17 protein-coding genes are annotated in these 16,827 nt (G+C 61.2%); 7 read left to right on the forward strand and 10 right to left on the reverse strand.

Going from position 1 to position 16,827, the window contains the following annotated elements; translation table 11 throughout:
- Positions 1-64 precede the first annotated feature (64 nt).
- The 4 genes from HX786_RS13460 (at position 65) to HX786_RS13475 (ending at position 3,178) form a co-directional block, all read left to right on the forward strand.
- A complete protein-coding gene (locus tag HX786_RS13460; RefSeq protein WP_003215438.1) occupies positions 65-340 on the forward strand; it encodes a DUF493 domain-containing protein in 276 nt (91 codons plus the stop codon).
- The gene (gene lipB, locus HX786_RS13465; RefSeq protein WP_003215439.1) at positions 340-987 is read left to right on the forward strand and encodes a lipoyl(octanoyl) transferase LipB; all 648 of its coding nucleotides are present in this window, start codon (positions 340-342) and stop codon (positions 985-987) included. Before HX786_RS13460 ends, lipB begins: the two co-directional genes overlap by 1 nt.
- A gap of 2 nt (positions 988-989) precedes the next feature.
- Positions 990-2,009 carry a lipoyl synthase gene (gene lipA / locus HX786_RS13470; RefSeq protein WP_003215441.1) on the forward strand — a complete coding sequence of 340 codons (1,020 nt, stop codon included), beginning with the start codon at positions 990-992 and terminating at the stop codon, positions 2,007-2,009.
- Between the two features lie 233 nt (positions 2,010-2,242).
- Positions 2,243-3,178 (forward strand): LD-carboxypeptidase, encoded by a 936-nt coding sequence (locus HX786_RS13475; protein ID WP_178912201.1) that lies wholly within the window; start codon positions 2,243-2,245, stop codon positions 3,176-3,178.
- A gap of 133 nt (positions 3,179-3,311) precedes the next feature.
- On the opposite strand, the gene HX786_RS13480 is transcribed toward HX786_RS13475, so the two are convergent.
- The 5 genes from HX786_RS13480 to leuS form a co-directional block, all read right to left on the reverse strand.
- The gene (locus HX786_RS13480) at positions 3,312-4,637 is read right to left on the reverse strand and encodes a lytic murein transglycosylase (RefSeq protein ID WP_003215443.1); all 1,326 of its coding nucleotides are present in this window, start codon (positions 4,635-4,637) and stop codon (positions 3,312-3,314) included.
- 61 nt (positions 4,638-4,698) lie between these two features.
- Positions 4,699-4,863 carry an alternative ribosome rescue factor ArfA gene (gene arfA / locus HX786_RS13485; protein WP_102369962.1) on the reverse strand — a complete coding sequence of 55 codons (165 nt, stop codon included), beginning with the start codon at positions 4,861-4,863 and terminating at the stop codon, positions 4,699-4,701.
- 84 nt (positions 4,864-4,947) lie between these two features.
- Positions 4,948-5,985 (reverse strand): DNA polymerase III subunit delta, encoded by a 1,038-nt coding sequence (gene holA, locus HX786_RS13490; protein ID WP_178912202.1) that lies wholly within the window; start codon positions 5,983-5,985, stop codon positions 4,948-4,950.
- 39 nt (positions 5,986-6,024) lie between these two features.
- On the reverse strand, positions 6,025-6,630 hold the full coding sequence (gene lptE / locus HX786_RS13495; protein ID WP_008436571.1) for an LPS assembly lipoprotein LptE: 606 nt from the start codon (positions 6,628-6,630) through the stop codon (positions 6,025-6,027).
- A gap of 90 nt (positions 6,631-6,720) precedes the next feature.
- On the reverse strand, positions 6,721-9,327 hold the full coding sequence (gene leuS, locus HX786_RS13500) for a leucine--tRNA ligase (protein ID WP_178912203.1): 2,607 nt from the start codon (positions 9,325-9,327) through the stop codon (positions 6,721-6,723).
- Between the two features lie 261 nt (positions 9,328-9,588).
- Here leuS and HX786_RS13505 point away from each other — a divergent pair, with 261 nt between their 5' ends.
- Together HX786_RS13505 and HX786_RS13510 are read left to right on the forward strand one after the other, a co-directional pair.
- Positions 9,589-9,906 carry a hypothetical protein gene (locus HX786_RS13505; RefSeq protein WP_008436575.1) on the forward strand — a complete coding sequence of 106 codons (318 nt, stop codon included), beginning with the start codon at positions 9,589-9,591 and terminating at the stop codon, positions 9,904-9,906.
- A 103-nt stretch (positions 9,907-10,009) separates the two neighbouring features.
- On the forward strand, positions 10,010-10,771 hold the full coding sequence (locus HX786_RS13510) for a YdcF family protein (RefSeq protein WP_008436576.1): 762 nt from the start codon (positions 10,010-10,012) through the stop codon (positions 10,769-10,771).
- A gap of 123 nt (positions 10,772-10,894) precedes the next feature.
- Here the strand turns inward: HX786_RS13510 and lnt are convergent, their stop codons facing one another.
- The 5 genes from lnt to miaB all read right to left on the reverse strand — a co-directional run bounded on the left by lnt (position 10,895) and on the right by miaB (position 16,305).
- Positions 10,895-12,418, reverse strand: a complete 1,524-nt coding sequence (gene lnt / locus HX786_RS13515) for an apolipoprotein N-acyltransferase (protein ID WP_178912204.1) — start codon at positions 12,416-12,418, stop codon at positions 10,895-10,897.
- 8 nt (positions 12,419-12,426) lie between these two features.
- Positions 12,427-13,266, reverse strand: coding sequence for an HlyC/CorC family transporter (locus HX786_RS13520; RefSeq protein WP_003215451.1), 840 nt, complete (start codon positions 13,264-13,266; stop codon positions 12,427-12,429).
- A gap of 27 nt (positions 13,267-13,293) precedes the next feature.
- Entirely contained in the window at positions 13,294-13,767 is a 474-nt protein-coding gene (ybeY, locus tag HX786_RS13525) for an rRNA maturation RNase YbeY (RefSeq protein ID WP_003215452.1), read from the reverse strand.
- Positions 13,760-14,761 carry a PhoH family protein gene (locus HX786_RS13530; protein ID WP_003215453.1) on the reverse strand — a complete coding sequence of 334 codons (1,002 nt, stop codon included), beginning with the start codon at positions 14,759-14,761 and terminating at the stop codon, positions 13,760-13,762. The genes ybeY and HX786_RS13530 overlap by 8 nt, the downstream gene beginning before the upstream one ends.
- Before the next feature lie 218 nt (positions 14,762-14,979).
- Entirely contained in the window at positions 14,980-16,305 is a 1,326-nt protein-coding gene (miaB, locus tag HX786_RS13535; protein WP_178912205.1) for a tRNA (N6-isopentenyl adenosine(37)-C2)-methylthiotransferase MiaB, read from the reverse strand.
- 132 nt (positions 16,306-16,437) lie between these two features.
- Between miaB and HX786_RS13540 the strand changes: the two genes are divergently transcribed.
- A complete protein-coding gene (locus tag HX786_RS13540; protein WP_003215457.1) occupies positions 16,438-16,764 on the forward strand; it encodes a DUF1820 family protein in 327 nt (108 codons plus the stop codon).
- Positions 16,765-16,827 lie beyond the last annotated feature (63 nt).

Consider the following 16,827-nt stretch of genomic DNA (forward strand, 5'->3'; position numbering starts at 1 on the left):
CCGCGCTGATCCGGCGCGGGGTTATGCCCGTCGCCACGGCTTACGCTTACGAGGCCGTTACGCCATGACCGATACCGAAGTAAAGGCGCCAAAGATCGAATTCCCAAACGTGGACTATCCCGTCAAGGTGATCAGCGATACGGGCGTGGGCAACAAGGACAAGATCATCGAGATCGTCAAGAAACACGCAACGATCAACCATGACCGTGTGGATGAGCGTCAAAGCACCAACGGCAAGTACACCACTATTCAGTTGCACATCGTGGCGACTGACCAGGACCAGCTCTACAACATCAACAGCGAACTGCGGGCTACCGGCTTCGTGCACATGGTGTTGTGATGTCACAGACCCTGGGCTTTCGCGAGCTCGGCCAAATGGCTTACGAACCGGTGTGGCACGCCATGCAGCGGTTCACCAACGAGCGCGGCACTGAAGCCCCGGATGAAATCTGGCTGGTGGAGCACCCGCCGGTTTTCACCCAGGGCCAGGCCGGCAAGGCCGAGCATTTGCTGCTGCCGGGAGAAATCCCGGTGGTGCAGGTCGACCGCGGCGGGCAGGTGACTTACCATGGCCCAGGTCAATTGGTGGCTTATCTGTTGCTGGACGTGCGCAGGCTGGGTTTTGGCGTACGTGAGCTGGTCAGTCGCATGGAGTCATGCCTGATCGAGCTGCTGGCCAGCTACGGTGTGACCGCGGCGGCCAAGCCGGATGCACCGGGGGTTTATGTTGATGGCGCGAAAATCGCTTCCCTGGGCTTGCGGATTCGCCACGGTTGTTCCTTTCATGGCCTGGCCTTGAATGTGGACATGGACCTGGCGCCGTTTCGACGGATCAATCCCTGCGGCTACGCCGGTTTGGCGATGACCCAGTTGAGCGATCACGCAACACCACTAGAATTTGCCGAGGTAAGTGCCCGGCTGCGCGCGCAGCTCGTCAAACACCTCGACTATGCTGAGCAGACGACCCTAACGGGCGGAATCGACTGATTATGACTACTGATGCAGTGCAAACCATGATCCCGACGCTGGATGTTACCGAGCGTCCGGCCCCGCGTGCCAAGGTAGAAGCCGGCGTCAAGCTGCGCGGCGCCGAGAAGGTTGCACGCATCCCGGTGAAGATCATTCCGACCACCGAACTGCCGAAAAAGCCTGACTGGATTCGCGTGCGTATCCCGGTTTCGCCGGAAGTCGACCGCATCAAGGCCCTGCTGCGCAAACACAAGCTGCACAGCGTGTGCGAAGAGGCGTCCTGCCCGAACCTGGGCGAGTGCTTCTCCGGTGGCACCGCGACCTTCATGATCATGGGTGACATCTGCACCCGTCGTTGCCCGTTCTGCGACGTTGGCCACGGCCGGCCGAAGCCACTGGACGTCAACGAGCCGGAAAGCCTGGCCATCGCTATCGCCGACCTGAAACTCAAGTATGTCGTGATTACCTCGGTAGACCGCGACGACCTGCGTGACGGCGGTGCCCAGCACTTTGCCGACTGTATCCGCGAGATCCGCAAGCTGTCGCCGAACGTGATGCTCGAGACCCTGGTGCCGGACTACCGTGGCCGTATGGACGTGGCGCTGGAAATCACCGCCGCCGAGCCGCCGGATGTGTTCAACCACAACCTGGAAACCGTACCGCGCCTGTACAAGGCTGCGCGCCCGGGTTCGGACTACCAGTGGTCGCTGACCCTGCTGCAGAAGTTCAAGCAGATGATGCCGCACATTCCGACCAAATCCGGCCTGATGCTGGGCCTGGGCGAAACCGACGAAGAAGTCATCGAAGTCATGAAGCGCATGCGCGAACACGACATCGACATGCTGACCCTCGGCCAGTACCTGCAGCCGTCCCGCAGCCACTTGCCGGTACAGCGCTTCGTGCACCCGGATGTGTTCGCCTGGTTTGCCGAAGAAGGCTACAAGATGGGCTTCAAGAACGTCGCTTCCGGCCCGCTGGTACGTTCCTCGTACCACGCCGACGAGCAGGCGAAACTGGTCAAGGCCAGCCTAGTGTCCTGATACGCGGAACGCCGGACACTGCAGGACCCATGTGGGAGCCGGCTTGAGTGGGAGCGGGCTTGTTCGCGAATGCGTTGGATCAGTTGACCTGTCCGGTGACTGACTGACCGTCTTCGCGAGCAAGCCCGCTCCCCCCCAGGCCCGCTCCCACATTTGCTACTGACTCTTCCTCTTCTGTTTGCAACCATTGCTGTTTAGAGTGCCTTGGGCAATCCACACGAGGAGAACCATGGATGACGACTCAATTGACCACTTGTGCGGTACCTGCGCTGCGCGCCGAAGGCGTGATCGGGCTGATTGCCCCTGCCGGGCCGGCCGAGCTGGATATCGACACGGCCACGCAATGGATGCGCGCCCGGGGCTACACACTGCGGATCTTTCCGGGCGTGAGCCAGTGTGATGGCTATCTGGCCGGCAGTGATGAGGTACGCCTTGATGACCTGCACGCGGCGTTCGCCGACTCGACCATCGACGCGATTTTCTGCCTGCGCGGCGGCTACGGCACGCCACGCCTGCTGGACCGCCTGGACTTTGACCTGCTCCGGGCCAACCCCAAGCCATTCGTAGGCTACAGCGATATCACCGCCCTGCACCTGGCGATCAACCGGTACGCCGGTTTCGTCACCTTCCATGGTCCGATGTTCAACGCTGACCTGTTAGGTGAAAAGCAACAGCCTACCGAGTCGTCGCTGTTCAGCATGCTGCGTGGGCAAGTGAAAGCCGGTAGCCAGCTGGCTCACCCTGTGGCCTACCCGCTGACCACCGTCGAGCCAGGCATCGCCTGTGGGCGGCTGCTGGGCGGCAATCTATCGATGATCGCAGCAGTGATGGGCACGGCTTACGAGATTGATGCCGAGGGCATCATTCTGTTTATCGAAGATGTGAACGAGCCGTTGTACCGCATTGACCGGTTGCTCACCCATTTGCGCCTGGCGGGCAAGCTGGCCCAGGTGGCGGGCGTGGTGGTGGGGGATGTGGCTGGGGTTGATAGCCTTGCGCTTGAGCGCTTGCTGAAGCAGACCTTCGAGCCGTTGTGCATTCCTGTGCTGTCCGGCTGGCGCAGCGGGCACTGCAACCCGAACCTGACCTTGCCGTTGGGCGCCAGGGTGCGGCTGGATGCGGGGGAGAAGCGGTTGGTGTTGGAGCAGGATGTGGTGTTTAAGGCCTGAACTTTGTAGCGCCGATAAAGGCCTCTTCGCGAGCAAGCCCGCTCCCACATTTCGATCGCGTTCCTTCAGGAAGTGCACGGTCAAAATGTGGGAGCGGGCTTGCTCGCGAATGCGGTAGCAGCCATACGCCGATCTATCGGCTTTGCAGCGACTCCAGCAACTTCACCGTCGGATACCCATCCGCCGGCCAGCCCAGGGACTGCTGCGCGGCACGAATCGCCTTGCGGGTATTCGCACCGATGATCCCGTCCGGGTTGCCTGCGTCGTAACCATTGGCACTGAGCACCGTCTGCAAGTCAATTCGCTGCGAGCGAGTCAACGGCAGCTCATCTTTCGGCCAGCTCCCACGAATCAAGCCACCGCCCCCGAAGCGTTCCGACAACAAGCCAACTGCCAACGCGTAGGACGACGAGTTGTTGTACTTGAGGATCGCGCGGAAGTTATCCAGCACCAGGAACGCCGGGCCACGATAGCCGGCCGGCAGCAACAGGGCGGCGGAAAGCTGGTCGACGTTGGCCGGGACACTGGCGCCCGGCGGCACCTGGATTCCCAGTTTCAGCCACTCGCCAACGGTCTTGCGTACGCTGCCATCGGCCAGGGCGTAATCAAAATTCAACGGCAGTTGCTGCACCTCGAAGCCCCAGGGCTGGCCTTTCTGCCAGCCGGAGCTTTGCAGGTAGTGCGCGGTGGAGGCGAGGGCGTCGGCCGGGCTGTTCCAGATATCGCGGCGGCCGTCACCGTCGAAGTCTACGGCGTGGGTGTTATAGGTGGTCGGGATGAACTGGGTCTGGCCCATGGCCCCGGCCCAGGAGCCTTTCATCTGGTCGGCGGCGATATCGCCATGCTGGATGATTTGCAGCGCCGCCAGCAGCTGCGCCTGGGCGAAGGCCGGGCGACGGCCTTCATAGGCCAGGGTCGCCAGTGAGCGGATCACCGAGTTGTTGCCCTGGAACTGGCCGAAGTTACTCTCCATGCCCCACACCGAGACCAGCGCCTGGCGGTCGACGCCGTAACGGTCCTCAATGCGTTGCAGAATGTCGGCGTACTTCACCAGCAGCGACTGGCCATTGCGCACCCGCAGCGGCGACAGCGCGCCATCGAGATATTCCCATACCGGCCGGGAGAACTCCGGCTGGCTGCGGTCGGCGCGGATCACCGCCATGTCGGGTACGACATTGGCAAAGGCCGTGTCGAAAACCTGCGGCGTGATACCGGCCTTCAAGGCTTCCACGCGAAACCCCGCCTGCCATTCGGCAAAGGTCTGGGTCGGCTGGATATCAAGATTGTCTGCCACCAGTGGCGCAACGACGGCAGGCGCAGCTACCGGTGCAGTCTGGAGCGGGGGCAGGGGTTGGGCATCGGCAGCGGTGGGTTTTTCCGCGCAGGCGACTAACAGAATGAGGCTGGAGGCAGCGATCAGTTGGCGAAGGTGCCAACGACGGGAAAGACTAGAGGGCATGCACAGGTCCAGGGAATACGAATCAGGTACAGACCTTATCATGCCGGAGGGGCGCTTGCCTTCAGGCAGCCAGAAAGTAAGAAGCCTCCCAGCTATTAGACTGGAAGGCTTCACGGCGGTAGCTGCCTTTGCCTTTGCCGGCTCGTTCCTTGCGACTGCGGAACAACGGCTGGGCGATGATGGATTTGGCCTTGTTGGGGCCATGCTTGGATGGCTTTTTGCTCATGATGGGTACTCTCTGGCAGGTTGATGATGCGGTGCGAATCATCTGCCGAAGTTTGGATTCTGTCCAGCCCAGCGATACGTAGGACTATTCAGCAGGCAGCGCCAAGCGCTGTCCTGACATCAAAAGTGACAAACGACTCAGGCTCATCCACGGCGATCCAGCCGCCTGGCCCTTGATCTGCGCGTCAATGCGCTGGGCCTCCAGCAGCAATTGCGCCCAGCGTTGCGCCGAGTGCCGTTGCAGGGCTTTGCTGATCAGTGGTTTGCGCTTGTCCCATACCGGTGGCCGCGCCTGGCTGAAGGCCTTGTCCAGTGGGATGCCCTGGCTATACTGCAGGGCAATATTGGCCAGCAGCCGTAATTCTCGCGCCAGGGCCCAGAGAATCACCGGCGGCTCGACGCCTTCGCCGCGCAGCCCTTCGAGCATGCGCAGGGCGTGGGTGGGTTCGCCGTTGAGGATCGCATCCACCAGGCCAAATACGTCAAAGCGCGCGCTGTCCGCCACGGCGCCTTGCACGGTTTCGACGGTGATCTGGCCACCCTCGGCCATCAGCTTGAGCTTTTCGATTTCCTGGGCGGCGGCCAACAGGTTGCCTTCCACCCGCGCCGCGATCAGCTCCACCGCATCCTGGCTGGCACTCAGCCCTGATTGCGACAGGCGCTGACGAATCCACTGCGGCAGTTGGCTGCTGTCCACCGGCCAGATCTGTATGAACTGAGTCTGGCCACCTTCCACCAGCGCCTTGCCCCACTTGGTTTTCTGCGCACTGCCATCAAGCTTGGGCAGGCTGATCAGCAGCAGCGTGTCTTCGGCAGGGCGTGCGCAGTATTCCATCAACGCTGCCGCGCCTTTGTCGCCGGGCTTGCCCGAAGGCAGGCGCAGTTCCAGCAGGCGTTTTTCGGCGAACAGCGACATGCTCGCCCCGGCTTGCAGCAGCGTACCCCAGTCGAAACTGGCGTCGGCGCTGAATACCTGGCGTTCATCGAAGCCCTGTTGGCGGGCGGCGGTGCGAATTGCGTCCGCAGCCTCCTGGCACAGCAGCGGGTCATCACCGCTGACGATGTAGACGGGCGCAAGGCTGCCTTGCAGGTGCTTGGCGAGTTGGGCGGGGGCGAGTTTCATAGGCAGGGCGAACGGGGCGCCTGGGGCGCCCCGTCTGGCTTACTCGACAGGAACTTCGACAGGCGACTGTTTAGGTTGGCTGTCTTCATACTCTTGCGCCGCTTTCAGCGCATCGGCATCTGCCTTGGCCTTGGCATCCGCGGTTTGCTGCAGCTTATCCAGTTGCTCCGGCGTGATCAGTTGCAGGCGCAGGACCATGCGCTGCACCAGTTCGCGACGCATTTCCTTGCGCACCTGGATGGTTTCGGAGTCCGAACCCACCAGGTTGTTGCCGTCGTGGCTCACGACTTTCTGTATCTGGATCTTGTCGCCCATCAGCGGCAGGTGGTCATGGCCCTGGATTTCGAAGAAGAGCGTGGTGCTCAGCTCAATGTCCGAAGCACGCCCGGCGCTGGCGTAGCTGAGGCTGCGCTGCTCTTCTTTTTCATCCACCAGGTTCAGTTTGTAAGCCGCGCCTGAATAGACTTTGACGCCACTGTTTTCCAGGACCTGGCGCAGCTGTTGCACGGTCTCGCCGTAGGAGTTGCGGGCGGTGACGTCCAGTTCCTTGATCGCCAGTTCGGTGGTGCCGGTGCCGCGCAGCTGGAAGCCGCAAGCGCTCAGCAGCACGGCAAGGCCCATAACCAGCAGATTGCGTTTGATCATTTTGATGCTCCCCTTGAAACCATATGGGCCTTATCGAGGCCCTGGAGGTTTTGTTCGGCGCCAAGGTTATTCCCTCGGCGCCCGATCCGATTAGCTAGCGACGATATTGACCAGTTTGCCGGGCACCACGATCACTTTGCGGATCGTCAGGCCTTCGGTGAAGCGCAGCACGTTCTCATTGATACGGGCGGCGGCTTCGACGTCTTCACGGCTGGCGCTGGCCGGCATGTCGATCTGGCCACGCAGCTTGCCGTTGACCTGAATCACCAGTTGCAGCGTGTCCTGTACCAGGGCGCTGTCATCCTGTGCCGGCCAGCCGGCATCGATGACGGCACCGCTGTGGCCCAACTGGTTCCACAGTTCGTGGCTGATGTGCGGCGTGATCGGCGCCAGCAGCAGGGTGACCGTTTCCAGGCCTTCCTGTACCAGTGCGCGGTCCTGTTCGGTGGCCTGCGGCGCTTTCTCCAGCACGTTCATCAGCGTCATCACCTGGGCGATGGCGGTGTTGAATTTGTGGTGCTGGCCCACGTCCTGGCTGGCGTGCTTGATGGCCAGGTGGGTGCTGCGGCGAATGACTTTTTGCTCATCGCTCAGGGCCGCCACGTCCAGCTTGCCCGGCAAGCCTTGGCTGACATGGGCGTGCGCCAGGCGCCAGACGCGCTTGAGGAAGCGATGCGAACCTTCGACGCCGGAGTCCGACCATTCCGCGCTCATGTCAGGCGGCGAGGCGAACATCATGAACAGGCGGCAGGTGTCCGCGCCGAACTGGTCGATCATCGACTGTGGGTCGACGCCGTTGTTCTTCGACTTGGCCATCTTCTCGGTGCCGCCGATTTCCACCGGCAGGCCGTCGGATTTCAGCTTGGCGCTGATCACCTTGGCCTTGCTGTCACGCTCCAGCTCGACATCTGCCGGGTTGAACCAGGTGTAGGCGCCATTGGCTTCGCGGCGGTAATAAGTCTCGGCAATCACCATGCCCTGGGTCAGCAGGTTCTTGAACGGCTCGTCGGAACTCACCAGGCCTTCATCACGCATCAGCTTGTGGAAGAAGCGCGCGTACAGCAGGTGAAGGATGGCGTGTTCGATACCGCCGATGTACTGGTCTACCGGCAGCCAGTGGTCGGCCGCGGATTTTTCCACCAGGCCGCCTTCATAGTGCGGCGAGGCGTAGCGGGCGTAGTACCACGAAGACTCCACGAAGGTGTCCATGGTGTCGGTTTCGCGTTTGGCCGGGGCACCGCAGTTCGGGCAGGTGCACTCGTAGAATTCGGGCATGCGCGCCAATGGCGAGCCAGCACCGTCCGGCACCACGTCTTCGGGCAATACGACCGGCAGTTGGTCTTCCGGTACCGGCACGTCACCGCAGGTTTCGCAGTGGATGATCGGGATCGGGCAGCCCCAGTAGCGCTGGCGGCTGATGCCCCAGTCACGCAGGCGGAACTGGGTGCGCGAGGCACCGAGGTTTTTCTTGATCAGCGCGACTTCGATGGCGTCGAAGGCGCCTTCGAAATCCAGGCCGTCGAACTCGCCGGAATTGATCAGTGTGCCGTGTTCGTTGTACGCGTCCTGCCACGGAGCCGGGTTGGTGTCGCCCGAACTGGTGCGCACCACGGACTTGATCGGCAGGTTGTACTTGACGGCAAATTCGAAATCGCGCTCGTCGTGGGCCGGCACAGCCATTACTGCGCCATCACCGTAGTGCATCAGCACGTAGTTGGCGACCCACACCGGCAGCTTCTCGCCGGTCAATGGGTGCTCGACGAACAACGAGGTCGGCAGGCCCTTTTTCTCCTGGGTGGCGACGTCGGCTTCGGCGACGCTGCCGCCCTTGCATTCGGCGATGAACGCCTGCAGCTCAGGGTTGTTCTGTGCGGCCTGGGTGGCCAGCGGGTGTTCGGCGGCCACGGCGACGTAGGTCGCGCCCATCAGGGTGTCCGGACGGGTGGTGAAGACTTTCAGTACACCTTCTGCGCCGATGGAGTCGACGTTGTAGGGGAACTGCACTTCCATGCCACGGGACTTGCCGATCCAGTTGCGTTGCATGGTCTTGACCTGCTCGGGCCAGCCCGGCAAATCGTCGAGGCTCGACAGGAGTTCATCCGCGTAGGCGGTGATCTTGAAGTAGTACATCGGGATTTCGCGCTTTTCGATCAGCGCGCCGGAACGCCAGCCGCGGCCGTCGATCACTTGTTCGTTGGCCAGTACGGTCTGGTCCACCGGGTCCCAGTTCACGGTGCCGCTCTTCTTGTAGATCACGCCTTTTTCGAACAGGCGAGTGAACAGCCATTGTTCCCAGCGGTAGTAATCAGGCTTGCAGGTGGTCACCTCGCGGGACCAGTCCACCGCCAGGCCCAGGCTGCGCAGCTGGGTCTTCATGTAGGCGATGTTTTCGTAGGTCCACTTGGCGGGCGCTACGTTGTTCTTCATCGCGGCGTTTTCCGCCGGCATGCCGAAGGCGTCCCAACCCATGGGTTGCAGGACGTTCTTGCCCAGCATGCGCTGGTAGCGGGAGATGACGTCGCCGATGGTGTAGTTGCGCACATGCCCCATGTGTAGCTTGCCGCTGGGGTAAGGGAACATCGATAGGCAATAGAAAGTCTCCTTGCCTGGCTGTTCACTGACTTCAAAGGACTTTTGCTCATCCCAGAACGACTGGGCGGCATTTTCTATTTCACGGGGCTGATATTGTTCGTGCATGGCTACTTTTGAACTGAATAGGGGTGGCCTAATCCTCTTCGGTGCAACGTTCAGGTTGATCGACACCAAAAAGCGGCGCGTCCGTGCCCAAACCCTGCGGGAAGTGGAGTTACAGGAAGCGCCGTAGCATACATGACCCCACTCTATCGAGGGAAACCCTGATTGCGCCGCCGAGGCCGTTGGTCGCGGCGCCAGGCAGGCAGGGCAAGCAGGACTACGCTGTTTAGTGGGGAGTGAGTCTTATCTTCAATGAGGTGAGGGATGGTTGATTCGCAGCGAACTTTAACGAAACCGCAGGTGTACGAAGGACTGATCGACCGTTTGGGTCGAGCACTGGATGCAGCAAAAACCGCAGGCCGATTGTGTGATGAACGGCCTCTGGAGTTGGAACTGCGTGGCTTGAGCCAGGCAGAGCTGGACGTGATCAGGGTGTATCTGGAATTGAATGAGCATCGCGCGTCCCATGGCATGGCCTCCCCGCCAGCCCAGGAGTTTTCGCGATCGGCCAAGGTGGTATGGCTCAAGGATTTTTCGGCCGGTCGCAGCCCGGAAAAACTCCGGTCCGTGCGTTTCAAGTGAAGTACCGCGTTAGTGATCTGTAGCCTTCTCAGCGTCTGTTCCTGTAAAGATTGTCGCTTAACCCCGTTACACCTTAGGCTTCGGGCATCTTTGGAGATGCCCGATGCCTATTCGCTATTTCATTAAACAATTGTTGTTGCCGCCCGGCATCCTGTTGCTGTTGCTGGCCCTTGCCTGGTGGTTTCGTCGCAGCCGACCGCGGCTGGCGGCCGTGTGCTTTGCCCTGGGGTTTGGCGGGATGTGGCTGATGAGCCTGCCGGTGGCGGTTCAATGGGGCGCAAAGGCCCTGGAGACCGAGCCGCCTCTGGCCCGTGATGAATGGGCGACCCTGGCGCAGCGGGCTGATGCCATCGTGGTGTTGGGCTCGGGGCGTGAGCGCGGGGATCCGGCGTGGGGCTCCGATCAGCCGACGGGTATCGGCCTTGAGCGCCAGCGCTATGCAGCCCGCCTGGCCAAGGCTTCGGGCTTGCCGGTGCTGACCACCGGCGGCTTGCACTACGGCACACCGCCCAGCGAGGCGGAGTTGATGGCGGTATCGATGCAGGATGACTTTGGCGTGAGCGTGCGCTGGAAGGAAGAGCGCAGCCGTACCACGTGGGAAAACGCGCAGATGAGTGCCGAGATTCTGCTGCCGCAGGGGATCAAGCGTGTGGTGGTCGTGACTCAGGCCTGGCATATGCCGCGCTCGCGCTGGAGCTTCGAAAAGGCCGGGTTCACGGTTGTTCCGGCGCCAGTGGGGTTTCTTGGTTTGGACAATGCCCGGCCATTGGGTGGCTGGATGCCGGAGTTCAAGTCGGTATGGCAGAGCGGGCAGTTGCTGAATGAAGCGGTGGGGCAGGTGGGTTACCGGATGTTTTACAGGTAATACCGCAGGTCAAATGTGGGAGCGGGCTTGCTCGCGAATGCAGTGTGTCAGTCACTGGTGCTTTAACTGACAGATCGCATTCGCGAGCAAGCCCGCTCCCACATTGTCGTCCGAGTATTTCTTTTAAACCGTTTTGGACATCCGGCCCGCTAACAGCGCCCAGCCAAACAGGCCAAGGCACAGGATGATCAACGGCCAGGAACGCCATTCCAGGTAAGGCGTGAGGTTGTGCATCGGCACGACCTCGCCGTAGAGAATCCCGCGTTCAAACTGCGGGATCTGCACGGTGATCTGCCCGTACGGGTTGATCAGGCCAGTGACGCCGTTGTTGGTGGCGCGGATCATCCAGCGCCCGGCTTCCAGGGCGCGCATCTGGGCCATCTGCAAATGTTGCAGCGGGCCGATGGAGCGGCCGAACCAGGTGTCGTTGCTGATGGTCAGCAACAAATCGCTGCGGGCCGACAGGCCGGCGGCGAACTCCGGGTACACCACTTCATAGCAAATGAACGGCGCAATCTGATAGCCCTTGGCTTGCAGCAAAGCCTGGTCGGACGGCCCGCGGGCGAAGTCCGACATCGGCAGGTCAAAGAACGCGATCAAGCCGCGCAACATGTCCTGCAGCGGCACGTACTCGCCAAACGGCACCAGCTTCTGCTTCAGGTAGGTGCCGTCGCCTTCGCCCACCACCGTGATGCCGTTGAAGAAGCGCTTGTGGTGATGCACTTCCTGGCGGATCGGTACACCGGTGATCAGCGCAGTGTGCCGGTCAGCGGCGAACTTGCCCATCATGCCCAGGTAACCCTCCACGGATTCCTTGAGCACCGGCACGGCGGTTTCCGGCCATACCAGAAGGTCGACAGGCTTGGAGCTGAAGCTCATGTCGCGGTACAGCGTGAGCTGCGCATTCAACTGCTCGGGGTCCCACTTCATGCTTTGTTCGACGTTGCCCTGGACGGCGGCCACGGTCAGCGGCGCGCCGGCGGGGGTGGTCCATGCATGATGCTTGAGTGCCAGGCCGATGGCCCATGGCGCCACCAACAACAGCAAGCCGGCACCGATGAACAGGTTGCGCTTAGCCGCCAGCAGACGCGGCAGGTTGCAGATCAGTGCGGCGGTCAGCGCCAGGGCAAAGGATATCAGCCACATCCCGCCCAGCGGCGCGAGGCCGGTGAGAGGACCGTCGAGCTGGCTGTAACCGGAATAGAGCCAGGGAAAACCGGTGAGGAACCAGCCGCGAAACGCTTCCTGGCCAACCCACAAGGCCGCGAAGGCCAGGGCATCGGCCAGTGGCGCTTCGTTGCGGCGCAGCCAGCGCGCCCACAGCCAGGCGGGCAGGGCAAAGAACCAGGCAATGGCCGCCGTAAACGCCAGCATCAGCATGCCCGCCAGCAACACCGAAGCGCCGCCGAAGTGGTGGATGCTGTAGTAGATCCAGCTGGTACCGGCGCCAAACAGGCCGAAACCGAAACACCAGCCGCGCCACAAGGCCTGGCGCGGTGTCAGTTCACGCAATCCCGCATAAAAGAACCCGGCCGCCACCAGCGCAAACGGCCAGAGGTCGAACGGCGCCAGCGCCAGGGTGGTGATGGCGCCGGCCACCACGGCCAGCAAGTTACCGGGCCAGCCGGGTGCAATCATACGGCGCATGTCAGTCCTTAGCGGGCAATAGGTGTCAAACGGATCAAGTGAATACGGCGGCTGTCGGCATTCAGGATGCGGAAGCGATAGGCACCGATTTCCGTGGTCTCGTTACGCTTGGGCAGGTGCCCGAACGCACTCATCACCAGGCCGCCAACCGTGTCGAATTCATCGTCGGAGAATTCGCTGTCGAAGAACTCGTTGAAGTTCTCGATCGGCGTCAGGGCCTTGACCAGGAAATCACCGCTGGGCAGCGGCTTGATGTAGCTGTCTTCTTCGACGTCGTGCTCGTCTTCGATGTCGCCGACGATCTGTTCCAGCACGTCTTCGATGGTCACCAAACCCGCTACACCGCCGTACTCGTCAATCACGATGGCCATGTGATTGTGGTTCGCACGAAATTCGCGCAACAGCACATTCAGGCGCTTGGATTCAGGGACGAAGGTGGCAGGACGCAGCAGGTCCTTGATGTTGAAGCTGTCGCCGTTCTCCTTGAGGATCAGCGGCAGCAGGTCCTTGGCCAGCAGGACGCCCATGACGTCGTCATGGCTTTCGCCGATCACCGGGTAGCGCGAGTGCGCCGAGTCGATCACGGCCGGGAGGAATTCCCGTGGGGTCTGGGTCGCCTTGATGCTGACCATCTGCGAGCGCGGAACCATGATGTCCCGTACTTGCAAGTCAGCGACCTGGATGGCGCCTTCGACGATGGCCAGCGCTTCGCTGTCCAGCAACTTGTTCTGATGCGCCTCGCGCAGCAGCTCCAGCAGCTCCTGGCGGTTTTTCGGCTCGTGGGCAAAGGCCTGGGTGAGTTTCCCCAGCCATGACTTTTGCCCGTTGCTCGATCGGTCTTCGCTCATAGCGATTACTCTAAATCCTTTATTGTTTCAGTTAGGTGTAGTTGCAATTTCGTCGTCTGCATACGGGTCACGATGACCCAGTTCTGCAAGCAACGTTCGTTCCAGTGCTTCCATTTCTTCGGCTTCGTCATCGTCTATATGGTCGTAACCCAAGAGATGCAAGCAGCCGTGGATGACTAGATGGGCCCAATGGGCCTCAAGTTCCTTGCCCTGTTCCTTTGCTTCACGCTCGACCACTTCGACGCAGATCACCAGGTCGCCCAGCAACGGGATATCCAGCAGCTCATCGGGTACGTCGGCGGGAAACGACAGCACGTTGGTCGCGTAGTCTTTTTGTCGCCAGGTGTGATTCAGTTCACGGCCTTCGGGCTCGTCCACCAGGCGAATGGTCAGCTCCGAGTCGGCGGTGCGCTGGCGCAGGGCCAGGGTGCACCACTGGCGGAACTGTTCTTCGCTGGGGGCGGGCGCTTCGGTGGCCAGCTGCAGGTCAAGCTCAAGCATCGCGGCGAGTGTCCTTGGCCGGTTGGTCGTCGCGGTGTTCGAAGCGCTCGTAGGCTTCGACAATGCGCTGCACCAACGGGTGACGTACCACGTCTTTGGGCATGAAGTGCGTGAAGCTGATCCCCGGCACGTCCTTGAGTACGTCGATCACCTGGGCCAGGCCCGACTTGGTGCCTTTGGGCAGGTCGACCTGGGTGACGTCGCCGGTGATCACGGCGGTGGAGCCGAAACCGATCCGGGTCAGGAACATCTTCATCTGCTCAACGGTGGTGTTCTGGCTTTCGTCGAGAATGATGAAGCTGTTGTTCAGCGTACGGCCACGCATGTAGGCCAGCGGGGCGATCTCGATCACCTGGCGCTCGATCAGCTTGGCCACGTATTCGAAGCCGAGCATCTCGTAGAGCGCGTCGTAGAGCGGGCGCAGGTACGGGTCGATCTTCTGGGCCAGGTCGCCGGGCAAAAAGCCCAGCTTCTCGCCGGCTTCCACCGCCGGACGCACCAGCAGGATGCGTCGCACCTGCTCGCGCTCCAGGGCGTCGACCGCGCAGGCCACGGCCAGGTAGGTCTTGCCGGTACCGGCAGGGCCGATGCCGAAGTTGATGTCGTTGCCCAGGATCTCTTTGACGTAGCGCTGCTGGTTCAAGCCGCGAGGGCGAATCATGCCTTTCTTGGTGCGCAACGCGACGCTGGCTTCGGCTACCGGGTTATTGGCCAGGTCCTCCACGGCGGATTCCTGCAGGTACAGGTGCACCGTTTCCGGCGACAGCTCGCTACCTTTGGTTTCCCGGTAGAGGCGGCGCAGAAGGTTTTCTGCCGAGGTGGTGTGCTGGGGTTCACCAATCAGCTCGAATTGATTGCCGCGGTTGCGGATCTCGATGCTCAGGCGTTGTTCGATCAGGCGCAGGTGCTCGTCGAACTGTCCGCACAGATTGGCGAAACGGCGAGCCTCAAAGGGCTCGAGGAGAAAACGATGTGGTTCTATGGGTGCGTTCAAGGTCGTTTTTAGCCGCCCTGGGGCAATTAAGATGAAATCAAGGATAACGCCAGCAGGCTGCGTGCGAAAGCACTTATATAGCCCGAAGCTGGTACCGTTCTAATGTGGGAGCGGGCTTGCTCGCGAATGCGATGGGGCAGTCAGCCTGTTCGTTGCCTGATACACCGCCTTCGCGAGCAAGCCCGCTCCCACATTGGTTCCCGGTGGCCGAATTATTGTTACACCAGCGAACCGCGCAGCGAGTGCGGTTGTGCCGCGTCGATGTGCACGTCGGCGAACTGCCCGATCAGCGTCGGATTATCACAGCGGAAGTTGACGATCCGGTTGTTCTCGGTCCGGCCCTGCAATTCGCCAGGGTCTTTTTTCGAGTAGTCGGTCACCAGGATGCGCTGGGTCGAGCCCACCATCTGTCGGCTGATCTCGAAACCCTGCTGGTTGAGGCGGTGTTGCAGGGCGTTCAAACGCTCCTTCTTCAACGCTTCCGGGGTTTCGTCGAACAGGTCAGCCGCCGGAGTGCCCGGGCGCTGGCTGTAGACGAAGGAGTAGGAGAAGTCGAAGCCTACGTCTTCGATCAACTTCATGGTCTGCTGGAAATCTTTCTCGGTTTCCCCTGGGAAGCCGACGATAAAGTCCGAGCTGATGCAGATCCCCGGCACCGCCGCACGCAATTTGCGCAATTTGGATTTGTATTCCAGGGCGGTGTGGTTGCGCTTCATCGCCGAGAGAATGCGGTCCGAGCCCGATTGCACCGGCAAGTGCAGGTGCTTGACCAGCTCCGGCACTTCGGCGTGGGCCTGGATCAGGCTGTCGGAGAACTCCAGCGGGTGCGAGGTGGTGTAGCGAATCCGCTCGATCCCGTCGACGGCAGCCACTACGCGGATCAACTCTGCGAGGTCCGCCAGGCGCCCGTCGTGGGTCTGGCCACGGTAGCCGTTGACGTTCTGCCCCAGCAGGGTCACTTCACGCACGCCGTTCTCGGCCAGGTGAATGATCTCTGCCAGCACGTCGTCGAACGGGCGGCTGACTTCTTCGCCGCGGGTGTATGGCACCACGCAGAAGGTGCAGTACTTGCTGCAGCCTTCCATTACCGACACATAAGCGCTTGGGCCGTCGATGCGCGGCTCGGGCAAATGGTCGAATTTTTCGATTTCCGGGAACGAGACGTCGACTTGCGGCAGCTTGGTGATGCGCGCGGCGTCGATCATTTCCGGCAGGCGGTGCAGGGTCTGCGGGCCGAAGACCACGTCGACGTACGGTGCGCGGTCGCGAATGGCGGCGCCTTCCTGGCTGGCCACGCAACCGCCGACGGCGATCACCATGTCCGGGTTGGCCAGTTTCAGTTCACGCCAGCGGCCCAGCTGCGAGTAGACCCGGTCCTGGGCCCGCTCGCGGATCGAGCAGGTATTGAGCAGGATCACATCGGCGTCTTCAGCGCGAGCGGTGACTTCCAGGGCCTGATGTTCACCCAGCAGATCGACCATGCGCGAGCTGTCGTACTCGTTCATCTGGCAACCGTGGGTTTCGATGTAAAGCTTCTTGGCCATGGGGATCGTCAACTGGTGGTAAAGAACCGCGCATTATAGGGGGCATGCCGATAGGTTCCTAGCACTGTGCATCGGACGCCATGCTATAGTTCGCGCCCTCTTTTAAATCCCCCGATGTGTTACCCGCCCACCATGACCAAACGTGAAGCTCCAATCTACAAGGTGATTTTCCTTAACCAGGGCCAGGTGTTCGAAATGTACGCCAAGCAGATCTATCAAAGTGATCTGTGGGGCTTCCTGGAAGTGGAAGAGTTCGTCTTTGGCGAGCGCACGCAGCTGGTCGTCGACCCGGGCGAGGAAAAACTCAAGGCTCAGTTCGAAGGCGTGGTGCGCAGTTTTGTGCCGATGCATTCGATCGTGCGCATCGACGAAGTCGAGCGCCTGGGCACGCCGAAAATCAGCGAGGCCCGGGGCATGAGCAATGTCATGCCGTTTCCGATGCCGATGCCTGAGAAGTGACGTTCAACTATTTTGTAGGGCATTTCTGATTCTTGCCTCTCGTGCATGGACATTCTGTTTAAA

This window comes from Pseudomonas sp. 21615526, assembly GCF_013386245.1.
Lineage (GTDB): Bacteria > Pseudomonadota > Gammaproteobacteria > Pseudomonadales > Pseudomonadaceae > Aquipseudomonas.

Coding starts and splice junctions, on each gene's coding strand:
- HX786_RS13460 (WP_003215438.1), top strand. CDS start 65: ATGACCGATACCGAAGTAAAGGCGCCAAAGATCGAATTCCCAAACGTG.
- lipB (WP_003215439.1), top strand. CDS start 340: ATGTCACAGACCCTGGGCTTTCGCGAGCTCGGCCAAATGGCTTACGAA.
- lipA (WP_003215441.1), top strand. CDS start 990: ATGACTACTGATGCAGTGCAAACCATGATCCCGACGCTGGATGTTACC.
- HX786_RS13475 (WP_178912201.1), top strand. CDS start 2,243: ATGACGACTCAATTGACCACTTGTGCGGTACCTGCGCTGCGCGCCGAA.
- HX786_RS13480 (WP_003215443.1), bottom strand. CDS start 4,637: ATGCCCTCTAGTCTTTCCCGTCGTTGGCACCTTCGCCAACTGATCGCT.
- arfA (WP_102369962.1), bottom strand. CDS start 4,863: ATGAGCAAAAAGCCATCCAAGCATGGCCCCAACAAGGCCAAATCCATC.
- holA (WP_178912202.1), bottom strand. CDS start 5,985: ATGAAACTCGCCCCCGCCCAACTCGCCAAGCACCTGCAAGGCAGCCTT.
- lptE (WP_008436571.1), bottom strand. CDS start 6,630: ATGATCAAACGCAATCTGCTGGTTATGGGCCTTGCCGTGCTGCTGAGC.
- leuS (WP_178912203.1), bottom strand. CDS start 9,327: ATGCACGAACAATATCAGCCCCGTGAAATAGAAAATGCCGCCCAGTCG.
- HX786_RS13505 (WP_008436575.1), top strand. CDS start 9,589: ATGGTTGATTCGCAGCGAACTTTAACGAAACCGCAGGTGTACGAAGGA.
- HX786_RS13510 (WP_008436576.1), top strand. CDS start 10,010: ATGCCTATTCGCTATTTCATTAAACAATTGTTGTTGCCGCCCGGCATC.
- lnt (WP_178912204.1), bottom strand. CDS start 12,418: ATGCGCCGTATGATTGCACCCGGCTGGCCCGGTAACTTGCTGGCCGTG.
- HX786_RS13520 (WP_003215451.1), bottom strand. CDS start 13,266: ATGAGCGAAGACCGATCGAGCAACGGGCAAAAGTCATGGCTGGGGAAA.
- ybeY (WP_003215452.1), bottom strand. CDS start 13,767: ATGCTTGAGCTTGACCTGCAGCTGGCCACCGAAGCGCCCGCCCCCAGC.
- miaB (WP_178912205.1), bottom strand. CDS start 16,305: ATGGCCAAGAAGCTTTACATCGAAACCCACGGTTGCCAGATGAACGAG.
- HX786_RS13540 (WP_003215457.1), top strand. CDS start 16,438: ATGACCAAACGTGAAGCTCCAATCTACAAGGTGATTTTCCTTAACCAG.